Origin of the sequence: Flavobacterium branchiicola (assembly GCF_018383905.1) — a bacterium.
GTDB classification, from domain to species: Bacteria; Bacteroidota; Bacteroidia; order Flavobacteriales; family Flavobacteriaceae; genus Flavobacterium; species Flavobacterium branchiicola.
This window is the reverse complement of the sequence record NZ_JAGYWA010000002.1, coordinates 19,118-39,566: the sequence shown is the minus strand read 5'-3', so window position 1 is coordinate 39,566 and position 20,449 is coordinate 19,118. Positions and strand designations below refer to the sequence as shown.

Annotated in this window: 11 protein-coding genes; 1 reads left to right on the top strand and 10 read right to left on the bottom strand. The window is 34.4% G+C overall.

The features are described from left to right. Nucleotides 1-279 precede the first annotated feature (279 nt). From KHA98_RS03740 to KHA98_RS03715, 6 genes are all read right to left on the bottom strand, one after another. Complete coding sequence (locus KHA98_RS03740) at nt 280-1,038, bottom strand: glycoside hydrolase family 16 protein (RefSeq protein WP_213255461.1); 759 nt, start codon at nt 1,036-1,038, stop codon at nt 280-282. A gap of 84 nt (nt 1,039-1,122) precedes the next feature. Then, nucleotides 1,123-2,778, bottom strand: coding sequence for a glycoside hydrolase family 16 protein (locus KHA98_RS03735; protein ID WP_213255458.1), 1,656 nt, complete (start codon nt 2,776-2,778; stop codon nt 1,123-1,125). 11 nt (nt 2,779-2,789) lie between these two features. Continuing rightward, complete coding sequence (locus KHA98_RS03730) at nt 2,790-4,340, bottom strand: hypothetical protein (protein ID WP_213255456.1); 1,551 nt, start codon at nt 4,338-4,340, stop codon at nt 2,790-2,792. A 12-nt stretch (nt 4,341-4,352) separates the two neighbouring features. Beyond that, on the bottom strand, nt 4,353-5,852 hold the full coding sequence (locus KHA98_RS03725; RefSeq protein ID WP_213255454.1) for a RagB/SusD family nutrient uptake outer membrane protein: 1,500 nt from the start codon (nt 5,850-5,852) through the stop codon (nt 4,353-4,355). Nucleotides 5,853-5,863: 11 nt separating this feature from the next. Next, complete coding sequence (locus tag KHA98_RS03720; RefSeq protein ID WP_213255452.1) at nt 5,864-8,929, bottom strand: SusC/RagA family TonB-linked outer membrane protein; 3,066 nt, start codon at nt 8,927-8,929, stop codon at nt 5,864-5,866. 241 nt (nt 8,930-9,170) lie between these two features. Continuing rightward, on the bottom strand, nt 9,171-11,972 hold the full coding sequence (locus KHA98_RS03715) for a helix-turn-helix and ligand-binding sensor domain-containing protein (protein WP_213255450.1): 2,802 nt from the start codon (nt 11,970-11,972) through the stop codon (nt 9,171-9,173). A 383-nt stretch (nt 11,973-12,355) separates the two neighbouring features. Between KHA98_RS03715 and uvrA the strand changes: the two genes are divergently transcribed. Continuing rightward, nucleotides 12,356-15,151 carry an excinuclease ABC subunit UvrA gene (gene uvrA / locus KHA98_RS03710; RefSeq protein WP_213255448.1) on the top strand — a complete coding sequence of 932 codons (2,796 nt, stop codon included), beginning with the start codon at nt 12,356-12,358 and terminating at the stop codon, nt 15,149-15,151. Nucleotides 15,152-15,327: 176 nt separating this feature from the next. On the opposite strand, the gene KHA98_RS03705 is transcribed toward uvrA, so the two are convergent. The 4 genes from KHA98_RS03705 to KHA98_RS03690 form a co-directional block, all read right to left on the bottom strand. Then, nucleotides 15,328-15,627, bottom strand: coding sequence for a hypothetical protein (locus tag KHA98_RS03705; protein ID WP_213255446.1), 300 nt, complete (start codon nt 15,625-15,627; stop codon nt 15,328-15,330). Nucleotides 15,628-15,870: 243 nt separating this feature from the next. After that, nucleotides 15,871-17,508, bottom strand: a complete 1,638-nt coding sequence (locus KHA98_RS03700; RefSeq protein WP_213255444.1) for a mechanosensitive ion channel family protein — start codon at nt 17,506-17,508, stop codon at nt 15,871-15,873. A gap of 97 nt (nt 17,509-17,605) precedes the next feature. Continuing rightward, nucleotides 17,606-19,075, bottom strand: coding sequence for a lipopolysaccharide biosynthesis protein (locus KHA98_RS03695; RefSeq protein ID WP_213255442.1), 1,470 nt, complete (start codon nt 19,073-19,075; stop codon nt 17,606-17,608). A gap of 50 nt (nt 19,076-19,125) precedes the next feature. Beyond that, nucleotides 19,126-20,412 carry a glycosyltransferase family 4 protein gene (locus KHA98_RS03690; protein WP_213255440.1) on the bottom strand — a complete coding sequence of 429 codons (1,287 nt, stop codon included), beginning with the start codon at nt 20,410-20,412 and terminating at the stop codon, nt 19,126-19,128. Nucleotides 20,413-20,449 lie beyond the last annotated feature (37 nt).

Sequence of the window (20,449 nt, the reverse complement as noted above, 5' to 3'; positions counted from 1 at the left end):
TTTTTATAATTTGGAGTAATTTTCTAAAAAGTAATTTTATTGTATAGGCGTCTCTTTTTTTAGTATGTTAATATGTGGTCAAATTTAACAAATAATTATTTTAAAAAGCAAATTAAATGAAGAATAATTGACAACAAAAACTTAATAATAATACGTAATAGCTAATTTTAATCGACAAACGGTGTTAAAACAGTAAAAGTCTTAAATTATTTCAAGTTAAAAAAAAGACATAAATAACTTACAATTAAATACTTACGTCTTTTTTTTTACTTTTATTCTTTATTGATAAACTCTTACATAATCGATGTAATATTTTTGCGGTAATATGGTGTCATCTACTTCAGGGCCACCAAAATTCCCTCCAATTGCCAAATTTACAATGATATAGAATGGTTTATTAAAAGGCCAGGTATCGTCATTTTTATCTTCGGGATTGAATGTGTATACTAAAGTAGTATCTACAAAAAAGTCAATTTTGTCTTTATTCCACTCTATTGCGTAAACGTGATATCCTTCTTCAATATTAGGAAAAGGAGTTCTTTTTGTATTGATTGTATTTCCGTGGCTGTCTTGTGTATGTAAGGTAGTGTAAACCATGTGAGGATCTCTTCCTATATATTCAAGAATATCTATTTCGCCTGTTTTTGGCCATTTCACCTCATCGATATTGGCACCTAACATCCAGAATGCGGGCCATAAACCGTGCCCAACTGGCAATTTTGCTCTGGCTTCAATGCGTCCATAAAGGAATTCTTTTTTGCCTTTTGTGGTAATCTTGGTCGAAGTATACTTTGCTCCTTCTTTTCGTCCTTCAATAACCAGATTACCCTCTTTAAATTCATGGTTCGTTTTTGTATAAATTTGTCTTTCATTATTACCAAAGCCACAAAGTGCAGGACAGCCGTCTCCAACTTCAAAATTCCAGTCTTTTTCGTTTAGTTCTTTTTTATTAAAATTTTCTTCCCAGATGAGTTTCCTTTTTGTTTCCTGGGCATAACAAAAACTGCTAATTAATAGCATTACTAATACCTTTTTCATTGTTCTTTTTTAAAATTACAAAAAATTGAGAAGGCCAGCCTCAACTGACCTTCTCCCTTCATTCTTACTAATTAATTAACAATCTTATTGATATACTTTTACGTAATCAATCTCCATAGAAGACTGCGTGAAAGCCGGATCAATAACTCCTCCGAAATTACCTCCCATTGCTACATTCAATATTAGAAAGAAGTCTTTGTTGAAAGGTAAAGTTGCATCATTAGGAACGGAATGAATTAACTCGTCATCTACATAAATTTTTACCGATTCCGGACTCCAGATGGTTTTATAGATATGGAACTCTGTTGAAACATTTGCAATTGTTTTAGAACCTGTATTGGCATCTCCGCCTGAATGTCCTGGATAATGCAATGTACCATGAATTACGTTTTGTTGATTTCCAACATGTTCCATAATATCAAGTTCTCCACAGGCTGGCCATGCATTTGTCGCATAATTAGCACCAAGCATCCAGATTGCTGGCCATGTTCCTCCACCGATTGGTAATTTGGCGCGAACCTCAACTTTTCCGTAAGTAAAGGCAAATTTCCCTTCTGATTTAAGTCGCGCAGAAGAATAATCAGATCCTCCTGATGCTTCTTTTTTGGCTGTGATTTTTAACGAACCTCCTTGTACAATAACGTTTGTAGCAGAGTTGGTGTAGTTTTGTTTTTCATTATTACCAAAACCACCGTTCCCAAGATCATAGCCCCATTTAGCCGAATCCGGAGCACCATCTGTATTAAATTCATCTGACCAAACTAAATTGGTATAATCTGCCGGTGGGTTTTGAGTTGGTTTTGTAGTGGTAAAAGTATGGTACCAAGCCAAAGAAGAATTTCCTCCCATTACCGCTCTTACCACCATTCTGTTTGCTGTAATCGACAGAATCTCGTAAGAACTTTGTCCGATATAATACCCCATAAATCCGTCATTAGAGAAGTTCATCATTGTACCTCTTGTTTGTGTAGCGTGATCCGGGTTTTTCGTAACAACTGATTCTGAAGGGCTTAACGAAACAATTTTAACTCCACTGGCATCATATGGTACACATGTGTCTTCAGTTAAAGTTGCTCCCGCAACACTTGCAAAATCTTTATTGAAGAAGGTAGCTCCGCCATTGTCTAACTGAAATTTAAGCTGACCTCCATCCAAAGAGAATGTCAATACATTTTCGTATAAACAGCTGCTTGTTGGCGAAGCTGCTTTTTCGAATGGTGCTGCTGCATAATAATTTCCGTAGTAATTTTTAGTCGCATCGCCATCATTTTGACCAACGCCTAAATGTCCTGCTTCAGATGCTGACCAATACCATTTTTTAGAAGCACCGCCTGTTAAGAATTGTACAGCCTCGTCATCATTAAAATCACTTTTAACTGTTACTTCTGTGGTTGTAGTGGCAGTTACCCCGCCTCTTCCTGAAGCAATTACAGTTATAGTATAGGTATTGATTCCGTTTTTAGTGAATCGTTTGGTAATTGTTCCGTTTGGTGCATTATCAGATGTTCCGTCGCTATAAACGTATTTATAGGATATAGCGTGGTCTGCTTTTGCAGTAAACTTTACAGTTCCGGAGCCATCTCCGTTTGGATCGGCAGTTGTTTTACCAACAACCTCAGCAGTAACCTGAAGATTGGCTGGTGAATCTATTGATCCGAAAGTAAAATCGTCTTTCTGACAACCCGTCATCAAGAGAATCGTAAATAAGGATACTATTTTTATGATTATTTTTTTGCTCATGATTTCTTGTTTTAATTGGATTGTTTTATGTCGTCAAAATAATAGGTTTTCCCTGTGCCGTTAACTCCAAAGTCGAAGAACACTACAACTCGCTGAAATTTATTTGCTGTGGTTGCTCCATCAAAATCAAACGTTAGTTCTTCCCATCCGTTTGCCACTGTTGTTGTTGCATCTACCTCTTTATTTATTGAACTATCTGACAGATTTTCGAATTTCATTTTTACAATAATTCCTGCTTGTGGCGACCATACTTTCATTTTCATCTTTTTTAGAGCAGAAAAATTCAATGGGTCAGCCAAATCGATAAATGATCCTGCCCAAGTTTCAGCACCGGTTCCTTTTGTCAATGCTCCCACTTTTTCAGAAGTATTAATTCCTGTTTTATCCGGATTTGCTACTAAAACCGTATTGGCTCCTCCAAAATTTGAGAATGTATAAGTCAATGTTGAAGATTCGAAAGTCAAAGGTGTTTTTACGGTTTCAACGCCTGCAGTCAATTGAATATCATCATAATAATAATCTACTCCAGTTCCGTTGTTTCCAAAATCAAAAAACAATACTACTCTTTGGTAATTATTAGCATTATCAACCGCTGAGAAATCAAACGTTAATTCTTCCCAATCGTTGGCAACTGTATTGGTTACATCAACTTCTGTATTAATATCAGGATTGGATAAGTTTTCTAATTTCATTTTAACCGTAATTCCTGCTTTTGGCGACCAGGCTTTTATTTTGATTTTTTTCAAAGTCGAAAAATCAATTGGTTCTCCTAATTCTAAGAATGAACCTGCCCAAACCTCAGCACCGGCACTTTTAGTTAGTTTAGCTACTTTTCCACTTGGATTTTTTTCACCTACAGCCGGATTATCCGCTACAACTGTATTGGCTCCTCCAAAGTTTGTAAAGGCATAATTAAGTGTAGTAGATTCGAAATCTACAGGCAATAGAAGTGGATTAGAGATCGTAATCGTTTCTTCATGCGTTACGCTGGCTACACCACCACTAAAGGCAATTACTTTTACTTTGTATTCTCCTACACTAGCGTAGGTATGTTTAATGGTTTCTCCTTCCATAAAACTCACCGGAGTTTCATCTTCAGTTTCTCCAAAATATACCTGAAAGAAGGTTTCTAAATTTGCTTTTGCCGAAACTGAAACAGATAAATTCTCGCCCGTTACGTGAGCCAGATTAACCACTAAATTGGTTGGAGCTAAGAACGAAACGGTTACCTGCTGATCCACTTCAGTAGTTTTTCCGGTAACACCCATTGCAATAATTTTCGCTTTGTAAACTCCTTCTTTATACGTGTGGGTTACTGTACTTCCTGCCGGAATAAAATCTGAATCGGGACTGCCATCACCAAATTTTATTTTGTACTGTGTAACGCCATCACCTTTTGGTATAAAAGTTACTTTTCCGGTATTATCCTGTGTAACTGTTGTCAATGCCGAAATATTGGCTGGTGCTGTTACGCTATCCAAATCAACATCCAGATTATCGCTTGCGCAGGCTGTCAGCAAGGCCAAAACGAAAAGATTTATAATTATATATATTTTTTTCATAACGTATGTTTTTTAGTATCCAGGATTTTGTTGCCAGTTTCCGTTTGCAAATTGAATCTCTTCAATTGGCAGTGGAAACAATTCGTTTTTATCAGCTTTAAAGCCAGGAATTTTTCCAACAGCTTGTCCAGTTCTTACCAAATCAAAGAAACGATGTCCTTCTCCAAAAAGCTCTACTCTTCTTTCTGCATAAATAAAATCAGTTAATGCTGCTCCGGAAGCTGAAATATCATGATTATTGTCTCCAAAAGCACGTCTTCTAACTTCATTTAAATAGGTTTTTGCTTTTGCATCGTCAATTCCGCCTCTATTGTAAGCTTCGGCTGCCATTAACAAAACATCGGCATAACGAATTGCTCTGTAGTTATTCGGATTTGTTAAATTCAAATCTCCCGCAGCGTTTTCACTTCTTTTTCTTGGAAGATATTTTCTGTTAAAATAACCTGTATCTTCATTTCCTTTTCCGTAGCTCACTCCTTTTCCGCCATCGTATGAAGCGTTTGCAGCAGCAAATGCCGCGATATCTAAAATAGCAACGTCTTTACGTTTGTCTCCGGCTTCAAAAGCATCTGCGCTTTCTTTTGTTGGAATATTAAAACTAAATCCTGAAGAAAATAATGGGCCTGAAAAATTTCTAACACCGCTAAAACCTACGGCTACGTTTCCTTCACTACATTGCAAACAGCCAAATCCTGCTCCTTCTACATCCGTATACTGAACTTCAAAAACAGATTCGCTTCCGTTTTCTCCTTCCATTTCAAACATCGAATTATAATCTGTTACCAAACTGTATTTCCCTGAAGTGATTACGCCGTCAAGAGCTGTTGCAGCTTGGGCAAATTTATTTTCATACAAATACGCTTTTCCAAGTAATGCTAAGGCTGCACCTTTTGTAACACGTCCTTTTTGAGAAGCAATTGGAGATAAATTAGCAGCTGCAAAAGTTAAATCAGCTTCGATTGAAGCAAAAACTTCTTCTTTTGAGGAACGCGGTACTGTCTTTTCATCTCCAATTTTAAACCTGGCATCGCCTTTCATCGGTATACCACCAAACCACTTTACTAACTCAAACTGGTAGTATGCTCTAAGAAATCTTGCCTCGGCTATAATTTGTGTTTTCTCTGGAAAATCTGTTTTATCTTTAAATTCCAGAATATAATTGGCTCTTTGAACTCCTGCAAACATCCAGTTCCATACATCTCTAAGATTGCTGTTTACCGGTGTGTGAATCATGTCGTCTATTTGCTGAAAACCAATTACGTCTGTTGGGCTTTCTCCTCCGCATAATGTATTATCTGAAGCAATTTCGCCCAATAAAACATTTACGTAAGAGGACTGCAGCAAATCGTAAGCCGCAACTAATGCCTGATCGTAATCTTCTTTTGAATTAAAATAGTTTTCAGAATCGATAGAATATTCTGGTTTAGGATCTACAAACTCATCCGAACATGAAATACATAGGCTCGAAAACAGAGTTAGTGTTATAACGGTTGTATATAAATATTTTTTCATTTTAACTGAAATTAAAAATTAAGGTTAAGTCCCATTAAATAGGTTCTCGGGATTGGATAAAAACCGTAATCGATACCTGAACCAATTGGAGATTGAGAAACATTATCACGATTTTGCGGACCAAATGAAGCGCCAGGATCAAAACCTTTATACTTTGTAAAAGTGTACAAATTGTTTACTCCTACATACAGTCTTAATTTTGTTATTCCTGCTCTTTGAGAAACGTTTGGATTAACGGTATATCCTAACTGAACATTCTGAATTCTGATATAAGAAGCATCTTCTACAAAATAATCAGAGAAAACATTGTTTGCTGTTGCGCCTGTTGTTACTCTAGGTGTAGAATTAGTAGATCCCTCGCCTGTCCATCTGTCTAAAACATAATTTAAACGATTGGCATCAGAAAGTGTTCTTTCGTAATTACGCACCATGTCATTACCTACAGAAGCAAATGTATAGGCTGCAAAATCAAGGTTTTTATAGTTTAACTGAATATTGAAACCCATTGTAGCATCTGCAATCGGATCTCCAATATCGGTTTTATCTTTAGTATCGATTACGCCATCACCATTAACATCAACATAACGTAGATCGCCGGGAGCTGCATTTGCTCCTAAAGCCAATTGAGACGGGTGTGCATCAACTTCTGCCTGATTCTGGAAAACGCCATCTGTTTTATATCCGTAAAAATAGCCCATTGGTTTTCCTACTTCCATACGGGATGGTGCCGGTTGCCCTACACCAAATGCGCCGCCTTCTATAAATCCTGTACCGTTATTTACTTGCTGAACTTCATTTTTAAGGAAAGTAACATTGTAACCGATACTCATATTAAAAGAGTCTGAGAATTTTTCTTTATAATCAATTGCGAATTCAAAACCTGAATTTTTAACCGATCCTGCATTTAATGTTGGCGCGCTTGCACCCGGAGCTCCTGTACCATTAATTCCTGAAACCGGGATATTAGGTACTAATAAATCTTTTCTAACGTCGCTAAAATAATCTGCTACGATGTATACTTTGTCGTTTAGGATTTTCATATCCAGACCCACGTCAAATTTCTTTGCTTCTTCCCATTTTAAATCTGGATTCGGAACTTGACCTGTAGCACTTCCGTTTACGATTGTTCCATCAAAAACATAAGTTGCTTCACCATTTAAAAGTCCTAAATAGCCATAGTTTGGAATCTGGTCATTTCCTAACATTCCGTAACTAGCTCTTAATTTCAGGAAGTTAATTAGTTTTGGTTCTCCAAAAAAGTCTTCTTTAGAAATAATCCATCCACCGGTAACCGATGAAAAGTATCCAACTTTATTTCCTGGTCCAAATTTGGTCGAAGAATCACGACGGGTCATTCCTGATAACAAATATTTCTCTTTATAATCGTACTGAAGTCTTGCATAATACGACAATCTTCTTTGATCGTAATTATAAGAAGTATTGGTAAGTGTTTCTGAAATTCCTTTTGTTAATGCGATATCTGCAAATTCCCATGAATTGTTTGGTACATCAAAACCAGTTGCAGTAAGTCCGTTACCCCATTCTTTAAAAATAGTGGTACCAATAGTTCCTGTAATGTTGTGCGCATCGGCAATTTTTGTTGTGTAAGTTCCAAAAAGGTCAAATGAATAATTATTATCATTTACAGCTCCCTGAGTTACAGAACTTCTTTGTACATCAAATACTTTTCCGCCATAGCTTATTTGTTTCGCAAATGTTTTTGATTCGCTGTTTGATGTATTAAAACCAATAGCACTTGTTAAGGTAAATCCTTTGAAGATTTTATAATCTAATCCAAAATTTCCGTTGATTTTTTTATAATTATAATCGTTGTAGGTATTTTCAATTTGTGCCAATGGATTAATAATTTCGTTTCCTAATCCGGTAGTATTTGGTACAAGAGAATAAGTTCCATCTTCATTGTACGGATTTAAAGTTGCAGGAACGTTTAAGGCATTAAACAATACAGATCCCAGACCATTTTCATTTAATGTTTTTCTGGTGTAATAGGTGTAAATAACATTTGTTCTTAATTTAAATTTAGAACTAAGTTCTGCTCCTAAACTTAATCTTGCGGTGTTTCTTAAATATCCTGATTTATCACCGCCTACAATTCCTTCCTGATCTAAATGCGATCCGCTGACAGCGTAGGTAATTTTATCTGATCCTCCGGAAATAGTTAAATCATTATTAATAATTGGTGCTCCTTTCTGGAAAACTTCATCCTGCCAGTTGGTACCTTTTCCTAATCCGCTTACGTTTGGATATGGAAGCGGTTTTCCGCCATTGGCATAACTTTCATTTAATAAAAGTGCATATTCTGTAGCGTTTAAAGTAGGTAGTTTTCTGGATGTCTCCTGAAATCCTGCATAGCTGTTAAAAGAAACTTTGGTTTTAGTATTCTTTTTACCCGTTTTAGTCGTTACCAAAATGATTCCGTTTGCCGCAATAGTTCCGTAAATAGCAGCTTGTGCATCTTTTAAAACGGTAATGGATTCAATGTCATTCGGATTTAATATACTCAAATCACCTACATATCCATCAATAATGGCAGTTGGAGAGTTTTGTCCGTTTGTGGCAATACCACGAATACGGATATCCAACGGTGCTCCGGGTGCTCCTGACTGAGTAGTTACATTGACCCCTGAAACTGTACCTTGTAAAGCCTGTTCTATTCTTGCTGGTTTCAAGATGTCCAGTGTTTTACTGTCTACAACTGATACTGATCCGGTAATCTCTCTTTTTTTCTGAGTACCGTATCCAATAACAACAACCTCCTCAAGTGATTTTGCATCATCGGACATTTTTACAGTCATTTTAGTTCCTGATACAGCAATTTCCTGTGTTCGGTAACCTATATAACTGAAAACAATTAGAGCTCCTTTTGGAACTCCGGATAACTTAAAAGAGCCATCGAAGTCTGTGGTTGTACTTTGCGATGAACTTTTAACTTTTACATTTACGCCAGGCAGTGATAATCCTGACCCGTCTACTACCGTACCGTTTACATCTAAAGATTGCGCGAACGCAAAAGAGGTACACAGTGATAGTACAATTAGTAATAATTTAGATTTCATAATTAGTTAGTTTTTATTGAAAGATAAATTTATTCGTTCCTATTAGGAATCCAATAATTTTAACCTCAACAAAAAACATACATCCTAAAAAATCTGTTACTAAAATTAATTTATCGTAAAAAATAGCACGTTTTAACTAATAATTAAGAATGTTAATTATTTTAACATTTAGACCACAAAATCTTAACAAAGTCCAAATGTTGTGGTAATGTATAGTTTTTTTTAAGGGATTTTTGCTTTACTATACAGCCAAAATATACTCGACAAGCCCCGTTTCATGCTGTAAATCCATTTTTTTGCGCAGTCGATACCTTTTTATCTCTACACTTCTTACCGAAATGTTAAATAATGGAGCAATCTCTTTTGACGAAAGATTCAGTCGAAGATAAGCGCACAATCGAAGATCATTTGGTGTTAAAGCCGGATGCATTTGTTTGATACGTTTTAGAAAATCTTTATCGGCATTATCAAACGCTTCTTTAAATACATTCCAGGAATCTTCTTCGGTAATATTTTTATTGATTGTACTGATTACGGATTTAATATTCGAACTATCGTTTTGCGCCGTTTTTTTCAAATCGTCTTTTATAAAAGCCAGCAATTCATTTTTGCTGTTTAAACTCATTGTCGAAACTGCCAGTTCGCGATTTTTGTTGTCAACATCTTGTGAGAGTTGTTCGTTGCGCAATTTCATAAGCTGTTGTTCGTTCTCCAGTTCCTGTATTTCCAGTAAAAGATTATTCTCTTCAATTAGTTTCTCTTTTTGTTTCTGATAATAGTTGGTGTACGCTTTATTTATAAAATAAGCCATGACAAGCATTAGAAGAAAATAAACAAAAAACGCCAGATTAGTAAGATACCAGGGCTTTAAAACCACAAAAGTATAAACAGCCGTTTTCTCCAATATGGTATTGGCGTATTTTGCGCGAACTTTAAAAGTATATTTTCCAGGCGCCAGATTTTTAAAATTCGCTGTGGCTTTTGTACTCCATTCGCTCCATTCGTTCTGAAATCCTTCTAAAAGATATTGATATTCTGAATTTATGTACTTATTGTATTCGGGAATGCTATAACTAAAGGTTACATTGTTTTCATTTGAATGGAAATCTCCTTCAGTTTCAAGGTCAACATTTTTTAGGGTTTCGTTTTGTTTGTTTATGGCAATATCTGTAATCAGAACATTGTAATTCTTAAAGCTTAAATCATCGATATTTAGGGTATAATAGCCATCTGTTGTTCCTATCAGGTAATTTGATTTTGAAATTTGAGTGATATTCTCGTATCCCAACATTGAATTGGTCAGAGAAGAAGGAATCGGAATTATGTTTTGCTTTAACTGATTACTGAGTTTACTTGCAGAAAAATAATGAATGTAGTTTCTGGAGAAAAGCCAGATTTTATTCGAATTATCTACAATTAATTTACCGGAAGTATATTCGTCTTTTTCAAAAATTGAACTTAAAAGGCTGTCTTTTTCAAATTGTCTGGTTTTCGGATTTAATCTGAAGATTCCGCCTTTATAAGCATAATAAATAGCACCATTAAACTTGGTTAAACTGGCTCGTTTTCCTTTTAATGGTGATTTATAAGTATAAAATCCGTCTGTTTTTAATAAGGACTGATCGAGTTTTAATCTAAAAATCCCTTTGTATTCATGGCTTACGTAAATATCTAAATTATTAGAGACTTCAAAATAACGCGAAGAATAATCAAAACCCTGAATTTTATTGCGGAATACCCACTGATTATTTTGTTTTTCTAAAACAGAAATTCCATAATAGTTCCCTTGCAGCAATTGATTTTTATTGTTCGGAACGGCTTCAAATTTCCATGTTCCGGAGGCTGCAAAAATATTCCTTGCCGAATCCTTATTAATTACAAAAGTTCCGGAATCATGTCCGCAAAAAAGCGTATTATCATACACAAATAACGACCAGACCTGCCCTTTTGTTCCGTTTATAAATTTAAAATCGGAGTCGCTTTGATCAGGTTTATAAAACAATCCCTGATTGGTTCCTATATACAATAATCCGTTGAAAGAAGCCGAAGCATATACGGTTCCTAAAACTCCGGTATCATCTGTAAAACTATGTATTGGCGACTGGATATTAATGCAATTTATTCCGTTATCGAGTCCTGCCCACAAGTTCTGATCGTTGTCTTCAAAAAGAGACAAAGCGGTATTATTGCTCAGTCCTTTACTTTGTGTAAGATGGTATTTTAGTTTCCCGCTATCCGATAAAACAAAAATTCCATTAGAAACGGTTCCCAAGGCAAAACTTCCATCTTTAAGACACTGACTGCTGTATACAAAACTCGATTTTAGTTCGGCATCAACATCTGTCACAACGCGGGTTAAGGCACTTCCAACCAATTTATAAATACCATCTAACTGAGTTTGAATCAATAATCCATCGTCTGTAGTAAAAACATTAGCAATGGTATTTTTTTTCAGAATCGGATTGTCTGAAACTAATTTTGCTTTTCCGCTTTCAATCTCAAAAAGCCCTTCTTTCATGGTCTGAAAATAGATAGCATTTTTGGGGGCAAACGATTTTACAACACCATTTTTTGGCGCGATAATTTTAAATTTTCCGGTTTTTGCATCATAGATATAAATTCTATTTAGCGACTGAAACAAAATCCACTGATCATATTTCAGAATATTCCAAAATTGTTCGTCGTCTAATATTTTATTTTTAATGGTATCGCTAAGCGAAGTATATTTAAGCTTACCATCGGCTTTTCTGGTCCAGTAACCAAAATTCATATAAGTACCGGTGTAAATTCTGTTTCCGATCACTTTTACAGATCGAATTACAGTTTCATTTGGTGCCGAATACAATTGCCAGGTTGTTCCGTTATATTCTAAAAGTCCGTCATTATTCGCAAAATACAAGAAGTTCTTGTTATCCTGAGAAATCATCCAGCTTTGATTTCCGGCGCCATAAGTGCTTGCCGTATATTTAACAATAGGTGGCAGCTCTTGCGAGAATAGCACGAAATTTATCAGAAGTAGTAAAGCAGAAAGTTTAGTTTTCAAATCTATCTTGGGGTTAATTCATTATTAAAACACTCCTAAAATAGCTTATTTTCAATAGATACAATACGGTTTTTAATAAAATAAAAGATTTATCATAACCCGTTGGGTGAAATTGAACAAAATTTAATTTTAACACATAGAAACAATAGCTTTTCTTATCCGTAAAAGGCGTTTCACTTTTTTAAACAAACATAGCTATGTGTGAAAACTAGTTTTTTCTTTTACCTTTTTTATTTAAAAATAAAATCTATTGTTTCTATGTGTTAAAAAAAAATCACCAAACGGGTTGCATTCATTAGAAAGAATTTAGTTAAGATTTGGAACAATCTCGTTAACTAAACTCAATTCAAAATTGATTACTTTTGTAAAAATTGACTTTTTTTATGCAAATTGATCTTTCTACACTCGACCCAAAGCAAAATATTATCATTAAAGGCGCGCAAGTACATAATTTAAAAAATGTAGATGTTGCTATTCCGCGAAACAAACTTGTTGTAATCACAGGGCTTTCAGGATCAGGAAAGTCGAGTCTGGCATTTGATACTTTGTATGCCGAAGGACAACGTCGTTATGTAGAGAGTTTGTCTTCCTACGCACGTCAGTTTTTAGGACGTTTAGACAAACCAAAAGTAGAATACATTAAAGGTATTGCGCCGGCAATTGCCATTGAGCAAAAGGTAAATACAACCAATGCGCGTTCGACTGTTGGAACATCGACTGAAATTTACGATTACGTTAAACTTTTATACGCCAGAATTGGCCGCACTTATTCTCCGGTTTCCGGACAAGAAGTCAAAAAAAATACCGTTACGGATGTTATTTCCGATGTTAAAACGTTAGAAATAGACAGTAAATGGCTTTTATTGGCGCCGATTCATTTAGAAGAAGGACGCCAACTTGAAGACAAACTAAAAGTACTTTTACAGCAAGGTTTTGCCCGTATTTTAGTCGAAAATGAAATGGTACGTCTGGATGAATTTTCGGCTGAAAATTTACATCAGTTAGACAACAAAGATATTTTACTAATTATCGACCGTATTGTCGTTAAAGAAGAAGAAGAATTTTATAATCGTCTTGCCGATGCTGTACAAACAGCCTTTTTTGAAGGAAAAGGAATTTGTTATCTCCAGGAATTAGGCTCTGATAAGCGTTTTTCTTATTCCAATAATTTTGAATTGGACGGCATTACGTTTCTGGAACCTAATGTTCATTTATTCAGTTTTAATAATCCTTACGGCGCTTGCCCGGTTTGTGAAGGTTACGGAAATATTATTGGTATCGATGCGGATTTAGTGGTTCCAAATACTTCTCTTTCTATTTTTGAAAGTGCGATTTATCCGTGGCGTGGTGAAAGTATGAGCTGGTACAAAGATGAATTGGTAAAACATGCTTATAAATTTGATTTCCCAATTCACAAACCATATTTTCAGTTAACTGAAGAACAAAAAGATTTAATCTGGAACGGAAATCAATATTTTCAGGGTTTAAATGATTTCTTTAAAGAATTGGAAGAAAAAAATTATAAGATACAAAACCGTGTAATGTTGTCACGCTACCGCGGAAAAACAAAATGTCACGTTTGTCGCGGAAAACGCTTGCGCGAAGAAGCTTCTTATGTAAAAATAAACAACAAAACGGTTTCTGAATTGGTTGATTTGCCGATTAGACATTTGGTTACTTTTTTCAAAAACATCGAATTAAATGTTTACGAAGCACAAATAGCCAAACGTTTGATGGTTGAAATCAACAATCGTTTATCGTTCCTGACAGAAGTTGGTTTGGATTATCTTACTTTAAACCGAAATTCTTCAACACTTTCGGGAGGAGAATCGCAGCGTATTAATCTTGCTACGTCATTAGGAAGTAGCTTGGTGGGTTCGATGTATATACTTGATGAACCAAGTATCGGACTTCATCCAAAAGATTCTGAGCGTTTAATAAAAGTGTTGCTTTCGCTTCGTGATTTAGGAAATACCGTAATTGTAGTCGAGCACGATGAAGATATCATGAAAGCGGCTGATATGATTATCGATATTGGCCCTGAAGCAGGAACTTTTGGAGGAAAACTTGTGGCTCAGGGGACTTATGCTGAGATTTTAAAATCAGATTCGCTTACTTCAAAATACCTGAATGGAGATCTAGAAATATCGGTTCCGAAAAAGAGACGAAAATTCAAAAATCATATTGATATTGTTGGTGCCCGCGAGAATAACTTAAAGAATATTAATGTTACTTTTCCGCTGGATGTTTTAACGGTTGTAACTGGAGTCTCAGGAAGTGGAAAAAGTACGCTGATTAAAAAGATCCTGTTTCCTGCAATGCAGAAAAAACTGGAAAACGCTGCCGAAAAAGCAGGACAGTTTACGGAATTAAAAGGTTCATTCTCTCAGATAAAACATATTGAATACGTCGATCAAAACCCGATTGGAAGAAGTTCAAGGTCAAATCCCGTAACTTATATCAAAGCTTATGATGATATTCGTGATTTGTATGCTAAAGAAAAATTATCCAAAATAAGAGGTTATCAGGCCAAACATTTTTCTTTTAATGTTGATGGAGGTCGTTGCGAAACTTGTAAAGGAGAAGGCTCGATAAACGTTGAAATGGTCTTTATGGCCGATGTTTCTTTACCGTGTGAAACTTGTGGGGGAAAACGATTCAAAAAAGAAATTCTCGAAGTTACTTTCGATAATCAAAACATCAATGATATTCTAACGATGACGATTGATGATGCTATTGCTTTTTTCGAAAAGAATAAACAAACAAAAATCACACAGAAACTGCAGCCGTTGCAAGATGTTGGTTTGGGATATGTACAATTAGGACAATCTTCTTCTACTCTTTCCGGTGGTGAAGCTCAGCGTATTAAATTGGCTTCGTTTCTTGTAAAAGGTGCGACAAAAGACAAAGCTTTATTTGTTTTTGATGAACCTACAACGGGTTTGCATTTTCATGATATCAAGAAATTACTGGCTTCATTTGATGCCTTAATTGAAAAAGGACATTCTATTATTGTAATTGAACACAATCTGGATTTAATAAAATGTGCCGACTGGATTATTGATTTAGGTCCGGAAGGTGGAGAAAACGGCGGACATTTATTAGCCGTAGGAACTCCGGAAGATGTTGTTAAAGTAAAAGAATCTGTAACAGGAATTTATTTGAAAGACAAGATTTGAAAAAGCTTTAGGCTTTAAGCTTCACGCAATAAGCTTTAGGCTTTAGGCTTTAGGCTTTTGCCTGATTAATACAAAGCCTTTTTGAAATGTATAAAGCAAAAAAACAGCGATATGGTACCATATCGCTGTTTTTTTAGTTAATTCTGCTTATAGCTTAAGGCTTAAAGCCTATTGCTTCACGCTACTAGACATTTTTCTTCAAAAGGGAAACCATCTTCATCAATGGCAACTAATATCTTTTTTTGCTTTGAGGCCTCCAGAGTAAGGTAAAGCCAGGCGAACGACCACAATCCTAAAGTCAGGCAAAAAATAGTAAAATTCAAACCATGATTTACTACTTTTCCGCCTTTAGAAAGCACGGCAAAAAGTAATTCATCATTTCGCTCTTCCAGTATAAATCCTTTATGAATTTTATTTGATATCATATTAGAGAACACTTGCAAGCTTTGTTCCTGACTAAGTTGATTGTTTTTCATAATCTTCAATTAAAAAATATTAATCTTAATACTACTACAATTACTTAATGCTCTTTATGATTCTAAAAAGCATTCCAATCTCAATAAAACACCAAAATATCAATTTTTATTGCGTTATATACGAACTTTTTTATCATATTTCGCAAACTATTATTGAATTCTCAGCTAAATTTAGTTTTTATAAAATTAAATCCAAAACAACGACTGTTAAATTTCAAAACTAGCTATTTAAAAATCAATAGCTTAACTTTTATTCTTTACATTAAACGAAGGCGTTTCATAATCCTTATCTAAATAATTAGACGGAATTGTTGTTGTATTTCCGTCTCGCAACGCATTGTAATGTGGTGACATGATTTCGATTCCGGCTTCATTAAAAGAATCCTGAATATTTTGATGCAGCGAAGAATAAATTCTGGGCTGCTTAGTTGGTTCTTTCGTGTAAACATTGATTTGATATGAAACATAAAAATCATCTAAACTGGTTTGCAATACAAAAGGTTCCGGTGTTTTTTCGGTTAATTCCGTTTTTGATGCGGCCGTAATCAACGCTTTGTGAATATCTTTCCACGGAACATCATAACCGATTGTTACTGTTGTATGAATTAGCAAACCGTTTGTGGAATGTTTGGTATTGGAAGAAAAATTTGTTGATGTACTCGACAAAACTGTCGCATTCGGAATGGTGATATCTTCAAACTTTGGTGTTCTGATTCTGGTAACCAATGCTGTTTTTTCAATTACTTCTCCGCTCACATCTCCAATCTTGATAAAATCACCAATTTTAAACGGACGCATATAGGTAATAACCAATCCGGCAACCATATTGGCAATTGCATTTGAAGATCCTAATGAAAATAATATACCTACGAAAACAGAAACTCCTTTGAAAATATCAGAATCAGAACCGGGCAAATAAGGAAATATAATTACGAGCATGAAGGCAAACATCAGAAATCGAATGATATTGAACGTAGGCATCGCCCAATCACTGTAAAAGCCATCTATCTTTATGTTTTCCTTTTTTATTTCGTCAAAGAAGAACTTGATTATTTTAATAGTATATCTAAAGATAATGATGATTACAAAAATGGTAACCAAACTAGGCAGGAATCCAACAAAACCCATAACAGCCAATTTTGCAGGAGTAAGTATCCAGCGTAATAAAGTTGTGGTGTAAACTTCTGTTGCGGGAAAAATGCTAAATAGTACCGGCAATGAAAGATAAACAATAAAAATAAGGACAATAATTTTTATGAATCCGAACAGTTTCATGCTTAAAAACTGCTGTTTCTGCGATGTTAGTATATTTATATTATTATAGGCGATTCCTTTAAAATACTTATCGCTCCTTTTCAGGATTCGAAGTTTTATCCAGTTGAAGATCCTGTTTACAACAAACAACATCAATCCGATTAAAAAGATTAATAAAGCTGTGTAACCAAGCCTTTTGGGAAGTTGCGAATAGTTTTCATTCTGATAAATAATAGCTCGTTTTATCAAAGCAGCATTTCGCTTTGCTACAAAAGATTTTGTTTGTTTTTCAACTTTAGCATCATTATCTAAAATAGACATTAAAACAAAATCGCCCTTATACGTGATATCCTCAGAAATATCAGAAGAAACTACTTCTAGTGAATCGGGCTCAAAAAAAGAATCTTCATATAGTTTCTTAATTTTTTCGCTGATTGCATTGGCTCTGTTTTCAGCAGAAAAAGAACCTACGTTGTTATAAACATAAAAAAGGGTGTCTTTAAACGGACTTACAGGATAACCTTTTAATTTTTGATGAACTGTATTAACAGTATCTTTTTGGGCAAAAGTGAATGAAGAAACAAAAAAGAAAAAGAATGAAAAAATACAAATGATTTTACTTTTCATAATCTATTAGAAATAAATTGGTTATCCTTTCTAACAAATATAAAAACAAAAATGATGCAAAATTTAACTTTAGCCTTTAATCTTCAAAAAAATCGTATTAAATCTTGATTCCAACCTTTTTCAAAACAGTATCAATTACTCGATTTATATCTGGCGAGATATTAAATTTATAATTTAGATACACATATACAATGGTTACTAAAACTGATTTTAAGGCGATACTAATCAATTGGAAAAATGGAAATTCCCAGAAATAAAACACTAAAAACAAAGCAAAAGTTAATAGCGCAGAATAAATTGTTTCTTTTGTAAAAGGGTACAAATGAAGCTTCTTCACCACAAAAAGTAATTTTGCCAAGCTATAAAGAGTAATAGATAATAAGGTCGCAAATGCAGAACCGAAAATTCCGAAAATTGGAATAAAAATCATATTCAGAACAATCGTTAAAACAACCAACATTAATCCTAAATACAATACCATTCTATAATATTTAGTATTAAAGATAATTGCATTATTGTTTCCTAAAATTAAGTCAAAGTATTTCGATAATCCGATCATGAAAACAACTGCGATTCCGCCACTGTATTCTTTTGGAACCAATTCATACAATTGATTGATATTTACGAATATACACAGCATAACAAATCCACCAACCATCTGTAAATTAATTGACGTTTTTTTATAAAGCATATCAAGCTCTTCAAATTTATTTTCGTGCATCAGTTTAGCAGTAATCGGATATACAATCTGATGCATGGCACGACTTGGCACTGAAATTACCAAAGCAATGTAAGTGGCAACAGAATAGAATGCAATGTTATCAATAACCATGTATTGATTCAATATCATTTTATCTCCGTCTAAAAGCAGGTTAGCTACGCTTCCTGATAAAATAATATAGAAAGTGTAAACTAATATATCTTTAGTATTTTTTGGCTTTGTAAGCTGAAAATGTGGCTTCTGAACGCTAAAGGCATAAAACATGGTAACCAGAAAGGCCAACAAATAAAGTACCGCAGTGGCATATACAAATCCTTCGACAGTAAGAACCTTAAAATAAACCGCTATCAATAGAAATAATGAAAACAATCTTAAACCGATTTCTTTAATAAAATTACCGAAAACGGAATGCATATGAACACGGGCCCACGCGTAAAAAATTTCAAAATAAGCCATAGTCAAAGCTATAAAAGGTATCAGCCAGATATAACTTTTAACAATCGCATTCTTTTTTGATAAAAAGAACAGAATTTCATCATAGAAACAAAGTCCAATCAATAACAGGGGAATTATTAATAGAATGGGAAACAAAACCGTAAATGATAAAAATTGAGATTTTTCTTCCTCGGTTTTATATTGGGAATAAAATTTTACGAGCGTATTTTGCATTCCAATAGCAAACAATGGCATGATAACATTTGCACTTGAAGTAATATAATTAGTCAATCCGTAAAAAGTTGACCCCAGAAAAATTGGATATAAATAAAGTGTATTAATGGCTCCGATGCCAAAACCAATATATGTAATTACAGTGTTTTTAAAGGACTGGTTTAAGACAATACCCATTTTTGGATTTCTGAATTTAGATTTTAAATTTTAGCTTTTGCCACAATTGATTATTTGTTAATCAATTGTGCTAATTGTTTGGTTAGGCTTTTTCTTGAATACTGCTGTAAACCAACACCATTCGCTTGTAATTTTCCTTCCAAAAACTGATTATAAAAGTCCAAAATTACACTTTTTAATTTCGCTTTTTCAGAATAATCAAAAAATACTCCTGTATTGGTTTCTTTTATAATATCTGCAAAATCAGATCCCTGAGGACCAATAGCAATTATTGGGCGATTTGAAACCATGTATTCAAACAATTTCCCAGGAATTATACTTTTAGTATCTTCAGAATTAATTTCAATTAAAAGTAAAACCTGTGATTTTTTTTGATGTGCGATTGCTTCTTTGTGCGAAACATATCCAAGAAGGTTTAAATAAGCATTCAATTGAAATTCCGCAACAGAATCAAGCACTTCCTGACTTACCGCTCCTATTAATTTGATTTCAAGATGAGATTTAAAATCCTGTATTTCGTTTAATAATTCAACCAGACATTCCCATAAAAATTTAGGGTTTCGGTCTGATAAAAACGAACCAATATGTGCCAGTGTAAATTTAGTATCTAAAGTCTGCTTTTCAACATTCTCAACGTCGTAACCATTTGTAATTACTTCAATTGGTTTATTGGTGATTGCCTGAAATTCTGCTTTTGTAGTTTTACTGGTTACAATAATAGTATCGGCAGAATTAAGCACTTTATGTTCTAATTGTTTGTGCTTTTTATCTGCATAACCAGACAAACGCAAAGCTTTATGATAACCAATAGTTGTCCATGGATCGCGGAAATCAGCAAACCATTTTACATTTAGTTTTTCTTTTAATTCTAATCCGATTAAATGCAAACTATGCGGAGGCCCCGATGTTACAATCGTATCAATATTATTTTCTCTGATGTATTTTTCAAGATAAGAAACAGAGGGTTTTACCCAAAAAACACGTGCATCCGGAATAAAAAGGTTTCCACGAACCCAAAGAAAGGTTTTATCTAAAAAGGTTTGTTTCTTTTTATGTGGAAAAATTCCGGAACTAATTTTCTTGGTTTTATTTTTAGAAAAAATGGAAGCCAATTGGTATGGCTCCCATATTTTATTTTTAAGAACAATTACTTTATCTGATATTTCACTTACCAAACCTTCATCTACAATTGGATAAGTCGGATTCTCCGGAACATAAACAATAGGCTGAATATCAAACTCAGGAAGGTATTTTACAAATTTCAACCAGCGTTGTACCCCTGGCCCTCCTGCTGGCGGGAAGTAATAAGTTATTATTAAAAGTTTTTTTTGTTCCAATTTATTCTTTAATTTCTAAAAAAATCTATGTAAGTTG

What these genes read in the sequence shown, in the direction of transcription:
- KHA98_RS03740 (WP_213255461.1), bottom strand. Translation starts at nt 1,038, where the DNA reads ATGAAAAAGGTATTAGTAATGCTATTAATTAGCAGTTTTTGTTATGCC.
- KHA98_RS03705 (WP_213255446.1), bottom strand. Translation starts at nt 15,627, where the DNA reads ATGAAAAACAATCAACTTAGTCAGGAACAAAGCTTGCAAGTGTTCTCT.
- KHA98_RS03700 (WP_213255444.1), bottom strand. Translation starts at nt 17,508, where the DNA reads ATGAAAAGTAAAATCATTTGTATTTTTTCATTCTTTTTCTTTTTTGTT.
- KHA98_RS03720 (WP_213255452.1), bottom strand. Translation starts at nt 8,929, where the DNA reads ATGAAATCTAAATTATTACTAATTGTACTATCACTGTGTACCTCTTTT.
- uvrA (WP_213255448.1), top strand. Translation starts at nt 12,356, where the DNA reads ATGCAAATTGATCTTTCTACACTCGACCCAAAGCAAAATATTATCATT.
- KHA98_RS03730 (WP_213255456.1), bottom strand. Translation starts at nt 4,340, where the DNA reads ATGAAAAAAATATATATAATTATAAATCTTTTCGTTTTGGCCTTGCTG.
- KHA98_RS03695 (WP_213255442.1), bottom strand. Translation starts at nt 19,075, where the DNA reads ATGGGTATTGTCTTAAACCAGTCCTTTAAAAACACTGTAATTACATAT.
- KHA98_RS03725 (WP_213255454.1), bottom strand. Translation starts at nt 5,852, where the DNA reads ATGAAAAAATATTTATATACAACCGTTATAACACTAACTCTGTTTTCG.
- KHA98_RS03735 (WP_213255458.1), bottom strand. Translation starts at nt 2,778, where the DNA reads ATGAGCAAAAAAATAATCATAAAAATAGTATCCTTATTTACGATTCTC.